Origin of the sequence: Paenibacillus germinis, assembly GCF_013141785.1 — a bacterium.
GTDB lineage: Bacteria > Bacillota > Bacilli > Paenibacillales > NBRC-103111 > Paenibacillus_E > Paenibacillus_E phytorum.
The window spans coordinates 159,329-171,440 of sequence record NZ_WHOC01000183.1; the positions used below are offsets into that span (position 1 = coordinate 159,329).

Sequence of the window (12,112 nt, forward strand, 5' to 3'; positions counted from 1 at the left end):
CATGTTGAAATTGGATCTCCAGTTTTTCGCTTCCAAAAAAGGGGTGGGTTCCACAAAGAACGGACGTGACTCACACTCTAAGCGCCTTGGCGCTAAACGTGCTGACGGTCAAACCGTTACTGCTGGAAGCATTCTCTACCGCCAACGCGGTACGAAAATTCACCCAGGAACGAACGTAGGCATCGGTTCGGATGATACACTTTTCGCTTTGGTTCAAGGCGTAGTGAAATTCGAGCGTTGGGGCCGCGATCGCAAAAAAGTGAGCGTATACCCAGTTGATGTAGCTCCTGTGGCTGCAGCTTTAGAAGCGTAATATGAATCCCTGGCGGAGCGATAAGCCCGCCCAGGGATTTTTTTCCTGAGTAACGAAACAAACCTCTAAACGCGGTCACTCATCTCGAATGGCCGAGGGCGGAGGTTTTCTCATTTGTTTGGTGAAGTTTGCTAGTACATCATGATATACTGGATGAACGGATACAAAGCAGGAGAACGGAGCGAACGGGAAATGAAGCGAGCGGGCAGCACGCAAGTTTATTTATTAGCACTTGTACTCATAGGATTGACGGGAATGATGTTTGTGGAACCCTGGATTGTCAGGGGTGCATTACTACTGATCATAGTCTTTTGCGGTTATACCGCCTTCAAGTTGGAAGCGAGTAGAATGGAAGAGAAGTGGAGCCAAGAGCTCCGCCAACAGGAACAACAGTCTCACCATAAATTAATTCAGGTCATAAATCGCTTGCGTCACGATTGGATGAATGATACCCAAATTTTGTTTGGTTATATTCAGTTAAAGAAGTTTGATAATTTACAGCCCTATATGGAAAAAATAAAAATGACTATGCAGCAGGAAAGTAATCTCTCCAAGTTAGGTATTCCATCGTTAATTGCTTTCTTGCTACTGTTTCGCGTCCAGTCGAAATCATTAGAGCTGGAAGTTGAATTAGATCAAGAAATCAATCTTGGACAACTTCCTCTGCATGACGGCCTCATCGAAAGATTGGTTCGTCAAACTGTGGAATGCGTTCAAGAGCATGCTGCGGCAAGCGACGGTGAAAGCGGTACACTCAGCTTGGAATTTGATGTTCAAGAAGATGGCTTACTGCTTGATTTTGTATATCAAGGCCCCTATAACCGGGAGCAACTTGAGAAAGCTGTGAAGGAAACCCTACTTTCGAAAGTAAATTCTTATTCACTGGAGCATAATGATTGGCAAGAGGAAGAAGCGGTCATCACATTGCGGTTACCGTTTCGTACATAATAAAGGGATCTTTGGTTCAAGACCAAAGTCTCTCCTTAGTTGAGGTGTAGAAATGTTTGTTGATAAAGCGAAGATATTTGTTAAAGGTGGCGACGGTGGCGACGGTTTAGTTGCTTTCCGCCGTGAGAAATATGTACCAGAAGGCGGACCAGCAGGTGGCGACGGAGGAAATGGCGGCGATGTTGTCTTCCGTGTAGACGAAGGCCTGCGTACATTGATGGATTTCCGCTATCAGAAGCACTTTAAAGCGGAGCGCGGCGAGAAGGGTCGTAATAAGTCGATGCATGGCGCTAACGCAGAGGATATGGTTGTTCGTATCCCTCCGGGCACAACCATCATTGATGATGACACTGGGGAGGTTATCGCCGACTTGACGCGTCATGGTCAAGAGGTTGTTGTGGCCAAAGGCGGTCGAGGCGGCCGTGGTAACACACGCTTCGCAACAGCACGCGTAACAGCGCCAGAAATTGCTGAGAACGGCGAGGAAGGCGTGGAGCGTTGGGTTGTACTTGAGATGAAGGTCATGGCCGACGTCGGCTTAGTGGGCTTCCCAAGCGTTGGGAAATCCACGCTATTGTCGGTTGTCTCTGCCGCAAAACCGAAAATTGCAGCGTATCACTTTACAACCCTTACTCCGAACCTAGGAGTTGTGGATGTTGGTGATGGACGGAGCTTCGTCATGGCGGATCTTCCTGGTCTTATTGAAGGGGCCCACGAGGGCGTTGGACTCGGTCATGAGTTCTTGCGTCACGTAGAACGGACGCGAGTGATTGTGCATGTCGTGGACATGTCTGCTGCAGACGGCCGCGATCCTTACGAAGATTTCCTCAAGATTAATGAGGAAATTAAGCTCTATAATGCCAAACTGGAGCAGCGTCCGCAAATTGTTGTTGCCAACAAGATGGACATGCCGGAATCCGAGGACAATCTGGCTTTATTCAAGGAGCAGATGGCGGCAGATGGCAAAGAGTTTGAGGTTTATCCGATCTCTGCTTTGACACGAGGCGGTGTACAGGAGCTTCTTTACAAGATCTCAGACATAGTAGAAAGTATCCCGAATGCTCCTGAAGTAGAGGGTGTAGCTGATCAAGAAGAGCGTAAAGTGTATCGCTTCGAGAAACGCGAGGAGAATGATTACACGATTCGTCGAGAGAACGATGTATTCATTGTTGAAAGTCCTTCGATTGAGAAGTTGATCAAACGAACGAACTTCAGCACACAGGACGGCATCGCTCGTTTTGCTCGTATTTTACGTAATATAGGGATCGATGACGAATTGCGTAAACGTGGAGCTGTCCATGGGCAGACGATCCAAATTGGTGATTTTGACTTCGAATTTGATGAGAAGCATTAGAACGATAGAAACACTTATCCTTAGGATGAGTGTTTTTTTTGCGTTTAAGAAGTTGAATTTTTGGGGGTTAGGGGGTAAGTCAGAACTTGCTCTTTATTTAGCATGGTAAGTTATTGATTTTGCTGAGCTGAGTGAGATTGTGGATAGTTGCATAATGATTTGGTGAGTGACTATGTTTATCGCTGTTTGGTTTTCTCTGTTTTAATTTCTGTGATTGGTTTTTCTATATTTTTCAGAGTTTTTGATCTCTGTTTTCTGCTTTTTGGGAGAAATGGGAATTCAGGTAGGCTAGTTGTACTACGTACAACAATTTCCTTGATTTCTTCTTGAAAAGCTCAGGATGTTGTATGTTATACAACAATTTAGCCCTTTTCCATGCAATAAGGCTGCTTTTGGCTAGAATTGTTGTGTTTTTTGCAACAATCACGTGGAGAACGCGGAACAGCTAGCCTAATGATGTACAAAATACAACAGCACACGGATGTTAAATGTCATAAAACTTGACACATAAAAGGAAAAAGATTACGATTTTATTAATAAACATAATTTTATGTCAATAAATATAACATTAAATGAAGTGTAACTATATGAGGAAGGAGGAATTTAGATGAAAAGATGGATTCAAGCGATGGGAACAGGTATGCTAGGATCACGTGATTTATCTTATGAGGAAGCTGTAGAAGCCGCACATGAGATGGCTAGAGGAGATTCCACTGACGCTCAATGCGCAGCTTTCTTAATGGCTCTATGTATGAAAGGGGAAGCTGACGAAGAGTTGATGGCATTCATTGATGTTTTCCGCAGCTACTGCTTGAAATACCATACTTTTGCGGATTCACTCAATTGTGCGGGACCAACGGAAGGTCGGCAATATTTTCCCGTCACACTGCCAGTTAGCCTCTTGCTTGCTTCAGTGGGTTTCTCCCAGGTACTGCATGGAGGTGACTCACTTCCGCCGAGACAGGGTACCGCAATGAAAGAACTATTAGAAAGCTTCGGCGTTGCGATAGATTTGTCAGTGAAAGCATGGGAAACGATGTTGTTTCACCTGCATATTGGATTTCTTCATACCGAACAGCTTTGTCCGCCGCTTGGTAAGCTGAAACAGGTTCGTGAGCAGTTAGGATTGCGAACTGTGATGAATACCGTTGAGAAAGTTATAAATCCCGTACGTTCAATGAATATGATTATAGGCGTCAATCAGCGAAAAGCGATGGAATCTCTGATTCCCATATCCATCCGATCTGGCTTTCAAAATGTGTATATTGTCAATGGGATTGAAGGATCCGAAGATTTACCGATCTACCAGAACAGTACGATAAGGATTGTAACCCCTTGGGGAGATGAGTCGCGAGTGGTTGAACCGCAGAAATTTGGTTTTCTGAGTGAGCCGCTGCTGCCATTAAGTAAAGATGATCAGGTTGCCATGGTGCGGCGTATTATTGCTGGAGAAGATTCAGAGGAATTGAAGCGGGAACGTGATCATGTCATTTTTAATACGGGACTTCGATTGACGTGGTTTGATAAAGTGGGGAGTTATGAAGAAGGCTTTCAACTAGCGGAATCGCTGCTGCAAAGGAAAGAAGCCCACAAAGTCATGCAGCGATGGGTGGATCAGAGTCATCACTTTACGCTTAAAGATCATCCGAAAATCGGTGATTCCTCCGCCAAAATTGGATAAAGGCCTTTCCTATGTGCTGTATTGTATTCAGCTAAAGGAAGGCTTTTTTGTTTCCATCAACTAGAGGAATTAGATGTTTTTCCAAACAATTGTGCTCTTACCCACTTAAAGGAGGTCTATATTACGAATAGATATGAAGGGCGACAACTTTCGAAGCCAGGTAGTCTGGCGAAATGGAAGAAGATGTGAATGATACTCGTTCTGCATACAAAAAGCTAGGAGGCAACATCATGAAAAAACAACTACTGACCCTCGTACTTGTTCCAGCCCTTATCTTTGGCGCTGTGACAATTCCTTTACCTAAAGAAGCTTCGGCTGCATCAACAGGTCGTATTATAAACAGTGTCAGTCTTCGCCAAAGTGCGAATGAGAATTCTACGCGTATCCGGTACTTGAAGGAAGGCGAGAAAGTTACCATCCTGTCCAAAGTGAATAGTTGGTGGTACAAAGTGAAAGCTTCTGATGGCCGTGAGGGTTACATAAGTACAAGCGCCAAATACATACAAGCATCGGGTGTTACATCCCCTGGAGATTCAAACACGAATGGTGGTTCCGGCAGTGGTTCTAGCGGTTCAACAAGTGCGAATGTTCAAAAAATTATTGCTGCGGGTAAGAAGTATCTAGGTACGCCCTATGAATATGGATCAAGTCGTGATAATACAAGAACGTTTGATTGCTCTGACTTTGTCCGGCAAGCTTTCTTGGATGGCATTGGAAAGAAGCTGCCAAGTGACTCTAGAGGCCAAGGGAGTTATGTGAAATCTCTCGGACATGCCAAGACAAATTGGCGCGATCTGAAGCCTGGCGATCTCATGTTCTTCATGTCTTACAAAGGGACAAGCCAATCGAATTACAGCGGTATTAATAAGTCTACTCAGACCATTACGCACGTGGCTATTTACTTAGGAAATGGACAAATTTTGTCGACATACTCCAAAGATAGCGGTGGTGTTCGGATTGATTCTATCGAGAATCGTCACTGGGAGTATCGTTTCTTATTTGGAGGCAGTGCGTTATAATTAGCAGTAAAAAAAGGCAGAACTCGAGAAATCGATGTCTGCCTTTTTTGCTATTCTTTTTAAGTCTGCAGGGGATCTACTAATGGGTTCCAGTGAATAGTAGGTTCACCTGTGTCCGGTTGAATTCCAGCTGAGCCTACCCAGGGGTGCTCTGTAAGGCCTACGCTGAAATAATGTTCAAGCAAGCAACGGAAAATAAAAGGGATTGGGCGCTCCAGCACCTGATCTTTAGGAATCCAATGTAGATCCCCTTCAGGTGTGACGATTCGCGGGTTCACATCTGTCGTTCCGATATAAAAAAATTGCTGGCGAACCTCTTGTCCATTCAGTCGAAGTAAAACATACTGCATGCGCAGCCCTTGAATTTCATCATGTTCAATGCCAGTCTCCTCCCACACTTCGCGCAAACAGGCTGCCCGCGGATTATTTAACTCACTTGGCTCCAAGTGACCGCCAATAGCAGCCCATAAACCTGGCGAAAGCGAACGCGTTAAGGAGCGTTTCATCATTAGTAATTCGTTCTGGCTGTTCCATAGGAGAGCCGTAGACATCATGCGTAATGTAATCATGGAGGCGATCCCTTCTAATCTAGTACTATCAGCTTATCATAGTGTAGTTAGATGCTGCAAAAGATGAAAGAATAAGATGTGAATTGCCTATTGCTTCAATCCGTGTGATTCGATATAATGTCCTCTATAGAGGAACAATGGTCTTTCCAGAGAGGACGTTGGTGAAGTGCCGGAAAGCAAAGAGTTTTTACAAACGATCAAGCACACCGGTCCTGAGAGGTACTACTTAGTCCGAGAAGATATATTGCCAGAAGGAGTACTCAAGACAGCTCAGGCTAAGGAACTGCTTGCACGGGGTGAAGTGAAAACAATTCACGATGCCGTCGAACAAGTCGGACTCAGCCGCAGCGCTTTCTATAAGTATAAGGACGGTATCCACCCTCTCAGCAAACTAGAACGAGAGCGCATTATCACAATATCCATGGATTTGGAGCATCGGTCCGGGATTCTGTCTCGTGTACTGGCTCTCATTGCTAATTTGGATGGGAATGTGTTAACGATACATCAGACAATTCCTCTGCAGGGTATGGCGAATGTCGTCATTTCGGTAGAGACCTCGTCGATGGGGGAAGAGATCCGTCAAATGATTAATCGACTTCAAGCGCAAGATGGGGTCAAGCGTGCCATGGTCATCGGTCAGGGCAGTTAAGATAAGAAAAATATTCAGGAGGTAACATACATGAAACCCATCAAGGTTGGTTTACTTGGATTAGGTACAGTAGGAACAGGTGTAGTCCGCATTATCGAAGGACATCAGGAGGATTTACAGCGTCAAACAGGCTCGTCCATTGAAATTTCAAAAATTTTAGTACAAGATAAATCAAAGCTTCGCAACATCTCAGTGGATGCAGATAAACTGACTGAACAAGTATGGGACGTTATTGGTGATAGTGAGATCGATGTTGTCGTTGAAGTTATGGGCGGCATTGCTGCTACCAAAGAGCATATTTTAACTGCGCTAGGCAACGGCAAGCACATCGTGACGGCGAATAAGGATCTTATGGCCATGCATGGTGCTGAAATCTTGGCAAAAGCTGCTGAACACGGCTGCGACGTATTTTACGAAGCTAGTGTTGCCGGCGGCATTCCGATCATTCGTGCACTCGTAGAGGGCTTCTCCTCTGACCGTATTACGAAGATTATGGGCATCGTGAATGGAACAACCAATTACATTTTGACCAAAATGAGTCAAGAAGGCGCTGCTTATGCGGATGTCTTGAAAGAAGCACAGGATCTTGGCTACGCAGAAGCAGACCCAACATCTGATGTTGAGGGGCTGGATGCAGCTCGTAAAATGACCATTTTATCGACACTTGGCTTCCACGCAAATGTTGCGCTTAGTGATGTTGAAGTGAAAGGCATTTCGAAAGTATCCAAAGAAGATATTCAATATGGCAAAAAATTAGGCTATGAAGTGAAGCTGCTTGGAATCGCTGAAAACCACGATGGTCATATCTCTGTGAGTGTACAACCTACTATGGTGAAAAACTCGCATCCGCTTGCTTCCGTAAATGGTGTCTTCAATGCTGTGTATGTAACAGGTGAAGCTGTAGGCGAAACGATGTTCTATGGTGCTGGAGCAGGCGAGTTGCCGACTGCAACATCAGTGGTAGCAGATTTGGTTGCCGTTGTGCGTAACTTAAGACTGGGCGTGAATGGACGTACTGTGCTGGCACCATACAAAGAAATGAAGCTGAAGACGGACGATCAGATTGCTTCCAAAAACTTTATTCTTTTGCACGTTGAAGATAAAGCGGGCGTACTTGCACAAATTACACAAATTTTTGCTCAGCACGAAGTTAGTTTGGAGTCAGTGTTCCAGCACCCGAACCAGTCCAATCCGAAGGCTGAAATTATTATTATCACACATGATGCGAACCAAGCCAGTATGAAAAATGTGCTGAGACAATTCGAATCTATGGATGTTATTCACGCCATCAAAAGCGTTTATCGCGTAGAAGGCTAAATTATTGAAAAGAGGCGCAATTTCGAAATGAGTTATAAGGCAGTGCAAAAGGTAAGAGTGAAAGTGCCGGCAAGTACGGCAAACTTAGGTCCTGGCTTTGACTCACTGGGGATGGCCTTGAACTTATATGCCTGGATTGATATGGCGATATCGGATGAAACGGCGATTCATTTAATCGGTGATCAGATGAACGGAATTCCAACGGACAAGTCCAATTTAATTTATAAAGTCGCGCAAATGGTATTTGAACAGGCGGGCGTTTCTCACCCTGAGCTGGACATTGCCATGTATAGCGATATTCCACTCACGCGTGGTCTAGGCAGCAGCGCGTCAGCCATTGTTGGTGCGCTCGCCGGCGCCAATGCCCTAATCGGGAACAAGCTCACACAATATGAGTTGTTCCAAATCGCGAGCCGCCTGGAGAAGCACCCGGACAATGTCGGGGCTAGCTTGTTCGGCGGGATCGTGGTTGCATTCTGGGACGGTGAGAAAGCCGAATCTATTCGAATAGAGCCGGACGCTAATTTGGAAGTGCTGGTGGCGATACCAGCGTTCCAGCTTTCAACAGAGAAGGCGAGAAACGTCATGCCGAAGCAAGTAGCCATGAAGGATGCGGTGTTCAACCTCAGCCATTCATCTTTGCTTGTTGCCGCGCTAAGCACAGGCAACCTGGGTATGATCCGCCATGCCATGAAGGACGCGCTGCATCAGCCTTACCGTGCAGAGCTCATTCCGGGCATGAAGACTTTGCTTGAGCAAGCGGAGAACCATGGTGCGCTAGGGGTTGCACTCAGCGGAGCTGGACCGACGATGCTTGCTCTAGTGGATGTACGAAGCGGCCAGAAAGAGGAGCTGGAGGCATTCCTGAAGGACACGCTTGCTGAGGAAGGAATTGAAGCGCAGACGCTATGGTTAAAACCGAGCGTAGAGGGTGTGGCGGCAATTCTGCTACAAGAAGATGATGGGGATCTGTTATCCTTCGTTGAAAGGGAGGTTCTTGCATGAAGCGGGTTGCCATCCTAGGACCAAGTACCTTTTCGGAAGAAGCCACCCGTCATTTTATGGGTGAAGACTTTACTTACGTTTCATACAAACTAATTTCTGAAGTGTTCAATGCGACAGCGTCAGGCGAAACGGAATTAGGTGTCATTCCCATTGAAAATACGCTTGAAGGCTCCGTTCATTTGCATGTCGACTGGCTCGTTCACGAGGTTGATCTGCCCATTCGGGCGGAGTGGGTTTTTCCCATTGATATGAATCTCATTGGCTATTCGAATCCTGACGGACAAACGGAAGCTTCGAATCCATATGGACATATTCGTAAGGTATTATCTCATCAGGTCGTCCCTGCACAGTGCAGTAGATTTATGAAGCAGTATTTGAGCGAAGCAGAATTTGAGCAAGTAAGCTCCACAGCAGAGGGAGTACGAATAGTATCGACGCTGCAGGACCCGACTGTTGCTGCTATCGGAACGGCTATAGCATCTACAAACTATGCTGTTCCTATGCTGCAAAGGGAAATTCAGGATCATAAAGACAACATGACCCGGTTTTTACTGGTTGGTACCGAAGCGTCAGAACTGAAGTCCTCGGAAGACATGAAAACAACTATTCTTGTCACGCTGCCTGAAGATTACCCAGGTGCCCTGCATCAGGTGCTCTCTGCCTTCGCGTGGCGCAGAATTAATCTTTCGAAGATTGAATCCAAGCCGACAAAGAAGAAACTTGGTACTTATTATTTCTATATCGATATTGCTGGGTCCATGGATTCAGTTCTCCTGCCATCTGCCATTCAAGAAATTGAAGCGATTGGTTGTCAGGTTCGAATTTTGGGTTGTTATCCGAGTTATTCGTACACAAGTTAATACCATTCCTCCCTTGCGTTCATTACGCGAGGGATTTTTTTTGTCCAAAAGGGGCAAAAGCCTAGGAACCTGCATAAACTGTAATATCATTGTGACTAAGCGAATGCTTACGAAGTAAGTTTTCTTGCGAGAACTCGAGATTATGCTTACAAAGCAAGTTTTCTATCGAAAACTCGAGTTTATGCTTACGAAGTAAGTTTTCTAACGAAAACTCTAAGGAGGTATGGTGTTGAAAATCCACATTGTCAAAAAGGGCGATACCCTGTACGAGCTTGCAAAGAAATATCAAACCACGTTGGACGAAGTCATCGCACTTAATCCGCAAATTGCACAACCGGATCATATTGACATCGGGATGAAGGTGAAAATACCTTCCAAACCGAAGCAAGTTGATCCACCTGCTTCAGATTATGTCTATAAACACGTTGTGGAGCAGGGTGATAGCTTATGGAAGCTTGGTAAGGCTTGGGATGTACCCCTTCAAGAGATGATTAAAGCGAATCCTCATCTGAAGAATCCCAATGTACTTATGACGGGAGAAATTGTTTATGTGCCCAAGATGCATCATGAGCAGGTAGGAGTTAAGCCACTATCGGTGTCGGAACCATCGACAGAACCATTTGCTCCAGTACCTTCAGCTCAACCATGGACTGTTGCAGAATCGAATCAGCAACAATTTATGCCTATTGCAGAAGAACCGATAAGTCAAATGCCGTCAGCGCCGTCTACACCGTATGTAGAATCGATTCCGTTGGCTGAGCAACCGTTCGTACCTTCGCCGATGGCCTCTGCTCCAGTCATTCCTGCTCCTGAGTCTGGGGTTATTGGTCTCAACGCACCTTACGAGCAGCAAGCGGTTCATCCTTTCCAGCAGTTTCACATTACAGCGACTGAGGTATTTGCTTATCCGGGTTCCGAACAGCAAGAGATGTCAACGTATCCAGCTTTTTCACCGTATCAGCATTCACCATATGAGCAATTTCCTCATCATGCTGAGCCAACCTCCTATCCGATGACTCAAGATGGCTGTGGCTGCGGTGGCCCATCGATGATCGAGCAACCGTGGACGACATTCCCGGCGGGTTATCCAACTGGAACCGTAGAAAGCCCATGGGATGGTTATCAGCATGGTTTTCCTACAATTCCTGGTTTATATCCACCAGCTTCTCCCTATGACATGCAACAAACTGCACATAATCCGTATGACTTCCAGCAGGGTCCTTATGGGATTCCTTATGCTGGAGCTCATTACCAAGCACCTTATGAGTCACCTATGATGCCACAAGTCCATACGCATGAGCTAGCGGAAGAGACTGATACAGAAGAAATTGTTGAAATTGACATCCGTTCTGATAAAAAGGCAGGTAAGTCAAGCAGCGGCAGTTCTTCAAAAAAAGTGAAATTATCAGATTCAGGAGCACTCAATGCTTTCTTGAAACGGCAGCAGAGAGCTTCTGAAAAACAAGACGCTAAGCAAAATGTACCTTGGATTAATTTCTGAAAATGAAGAAGAAGCCTCCTAAACCACAGGATTTGTGGAATAGGAGGCTTCTTAGTTTCGTTATGCTAAGGATTAGGCAATCATACCCAATGTGAAAAAGGTCATTAAACCGACAACGAAATTCATACCCCATTTTTTACGCAGCAGTTCACGTCCGCGATGTAAACGAGTTTTTACTGTTGTAATCGGTAAGTTCAGTTTATCACTTATTTCCTGAAGGGAAAGCTCTTCCAGATAGTATAGCGTAATGATACTTCTATATTTATCAGCTAATTTATTAATGGATGTATGCATATGCTCTTGAACTTCTGTTTGGAGAACAACGTGCTCAGGAGACTGATCTTGACTTGCAAGCTTACTGTAGTAGCTGTAATCATCGTCATAATCGTTCAGCTCGGCATCTAAGGATTGAACAGGCCTTTTTTTGCGCAGCAAGTCTATGGCGACATTTTTACCAATCCGATAAATCCAAGTAGAGAAGTTCTGACTTTCATCAAAGTGGTTTAAGTTCAAATAAACACGGATAAATGTTTCTTGAACAATGTCCTCTGAATCAGGCCTGTTATGCAGCATACGAAAAGCAAGCTTCTGTATTTTGTTACGGTATAACTCGACTAGCTCCACGAAAGCGTTGCGGTCGCCCCGTCTGGATAATTGAATTAATTGAAGTTCTGCCACATTCATGCTGTTCCCCTCCTAATATAGGGATCTTTGAGCTGGCTCAAAGTCTCTCCTTTTTGGGATCTTTGAGATTGGCTCAAAGTCTCTCCATTTATAGTTTTCTCAAGAAAACTTGTATCATAAGCTTAGCATTTGCCTTTTCAAATCTATATCGGTTTCCCTGGATAAGTATGCGAATATTTCATCTACTTCTGACTATATCATTTCTGTGGCTA

General features: G+C 45.0%; 12 protein-coding genes. 10 read left to right on the forward strand and 2 right to left on the reverse strand.

The features are described 5' to 3' along the window. Nucleotide 1: 1 nt before the first annotated feature. The 5 genes from rpmA (at nucleotide 2) to GC102_RS35990 (ending at nucleotide 5,315) form a co-directional block, all read left to right on the forward strand. Nucleotides 2-313 (forward strand): 50S ribosomal protein L27, encoded by a 312-nt coding sequence (gene rpmA / locus GC102_RS35970; RefSeq protein WP_029194675.1) that lies wholly within the window; start codon nucleotides 2-4, stop codon nucleotides 311-313. Nucleotides 314-568: 255 nt separating this feature from the next. Beyond that, nucleotides 569-1,261, forward strand: coding sequence for a Spo0B domain-containing protein (locus tag GC102_RS35975; protein WP_171693749.1), 693 nt, complete (start codon nucleotides 569-571; stop codon nucleotides 1,259-1,261). A 52-nt stretch (nucleotides 1,262-1,313) separates the two neighbouring features. Beyond that, complete coding sequence (gene obgE, locus GC102_RS35980; protein WP_171644771.1) at nucleotides 1,314-2,615, forward strand: GTPase ObgE; 1,302 nt, start codon at nucleotides 1,314-1,316, stop codon at nucleotides 2,613-2,615. 607 nt (nucleotides 2,616-3,222) lie between these two features. Beyond that, a complete protein-coding gene (locus GC102_RS35985) occupies nucleotides 3,223-4,296 on the forward strand; it encodes an anthranilate phosphoribosyltransferase (RefSeq protein WP_171693750.1) in 1,074 nt (357 codons plus the stop codon). A 230-nt stretch (nucleotides 4,297-4,526) separates the two neighbouring features. Next, nucleotides 4,527-5,315 carry a C40 family peptidase gene (locus GC102_RS35990; RefSeq protein ID WP_171693751.1) on the forward strand — a complete coding sequence of 263 codons (789 nt, stop codon included), beginning with the start codon at nucleotides 4,527-4,529 and terminating at the stop codon, nucleotides 5,313-5,315. A gap of 59 nt (nucleotides 5,316-5,374) precedes the next feature. On the opposite strand, the gene GC102_RS35995 is transcribed toward GC102_RS35990, so the two are convergent. Next, nucleotides 5,375-5,884 carry an NUDIX domain-containing protein gene (locus GC102_RS35995; protein WP_171693752.1) on the reverse strand — a complete coding sequence of 170 codons (510 nt, stop codon included), beginning with the start codon at nucleotides 5,882-5,884 and terminating at the stop codon, nucleotides 5,375-5,377. A 166-nt stretch (nucleotides 5,885-6,050) separates the two neighbouring features. Here GC102_RS35995 and thrR point away from each other — a divergent pair, with 166 nt between their 5' ends. The 5 genes from thrR (at nucleotide 6,051) to GC102_RS36020 (ending at nucleotide 11,216) form a co-directional block, all read left to right on the forward strand. Further along, complete coding sequence (thrR, locus tag GC102_RS36000; protein ID WP_084595049.1) at nucleotides 6,051-6,533, forward strand: transcriptional regulator ThrR; 483 nt, start codon at nucleotides 6,051-6,053, stop codon at nucleotides 6,531-6,533. A 30-nt stretch (nucleotides 6,534-6,563) separates the two neighbouring features. Continuing rightward, nucleotides 6,564-7,850, forward strand: coding sequence for a homoserine dehydrogenase (locus tag GC102_RS36005; RefSeq protein ID WP_171693753.1), 1,287 nt, complete (start codon nucleotides 6,564-6,566; stop codon nucleotides 7,848-7,850). A 27-nt stretch (nucleotides 7,851-7,877) separates the two neighbouring features. Then, nucleotides 7,878-8,855, forward strand: a complete 978-nt coding sequence (thrB, locus tag GC102_RS36010) for a homoserine kinase (RefSeq protein WP_171693754.1) — start codon at nucleotides 7,878-7,880, stop codon at nucleotides 8,853-8,855. Continuing rightward, nucleotides 8,852-9,715, forward strand: a complete 864-nt coding sequence (gene pheA, locus GC102_RS36015) for a prephenate dehydratase (protein ID WP_171693755.1) — start codon at nucleotides 8,852-8,854, stop codon at nucleotides 9,713-9,715. The genes thrB and pheA overlap by 4 nt, the downstream gene beginning before the upstream one ends. Nucleotides 9,716-9,944: 229 nt before the next feature. After that, nucleotides 9,945-11,216: a LysM peptidoglycan-binding domain-containing protein gene (locus tag GC102_RS36020; protein ID WP_171693756.1), complete on the forward strand. Its 1,272-nt coding sequence runs from the start codon at nucleotides 9,945-9,947 to the stop codon at nucleotides 11,214-11,216. A 72-nt stretch (nucleotides 11,217-11,288) separates the two neighbouring features. Here GC102_RS36020 and sigW read toward each other — a convergent pair whose 3' ends face one another. Then, complete coding sequence (gene sigW / locus GC102_RS36025) at nucleotides 11,289-11,900, reverse strand: RNA polymerase sigma factor SigW (RefSeq protein ID WP_060648579.1); 612 nt, start codon at nucleotides 11,898-11,900, stop codon at nucleotides 11,289-11,291. Nucleotides 11,901-12,112 lie beyond the last annotated feature (212 nt).

Coding starts and splice junctions, on each gene's coding strand:
- sigW (WP_060648579.1), bottom strand. CDS start 11,900: ATGAATGTGGCAGAACTTCAATTAATTCAATTATCCAGACGGGGCGAC.
- GC102_RS35975 (WP_171693749.1), top strand. CDS start 569: ATGATGTTTGTGGAACCCTGGATTGTCAGGGGTGCATTACTACTGATC.
- GC102_RS35990 (WP_171693751.1), top strand. CDS start 4,527: ATGAAAAAACAACTACTGACCCTCGTACTTGTTCCAGCCCTTATCTTT.
- obgE (WP_171644771.1), top strand. CDS start 1,314: ATGTTTGTTGATAAAGCGAAGATATTTGTTAAAGGTGGCGACGGTGGC.
- GC102_RS35985 (WP_171693750.1), top strand. CDS start 3,223: ATGAAAAGATGGATTCAAGCGATGGGAACAGGTATGCTAGGATCACGT.
- pheA (WP_171693755.1), top strand. CDS start 8,852: ATGAAGCGGGTTGCCATCCTAGGACCAAGTACCTTTTCGGAAGAAGCC.
- rpmA (WP_029194675.1), top strand. CDS start 2: ATGTTGAAATTGGATCTCCAGTTTTTCGCTTCCAAAAAAGGGGTGGGT.
- GC102_RS35995 (WP_171693752.1), bottom strand. CDS start 5,884: ATGATTACATTACGCATGATGTCTACGGCTCTCCTATGGAACAGCCAG.
- GC102_RS36005 (WP_171693753.1), top strand. CDS start 6,564: ATGAAACCCATCAAGGTTGGTTTACTTGGATTAGGTACAGTAGGAACA.
- thrB (WP_171693754.1), top strand. CDS start 7,878: ATGAGTTATAAGGCAGTGCAAAAGGTAAGAGTGAAAGTGCCGGCAAGT.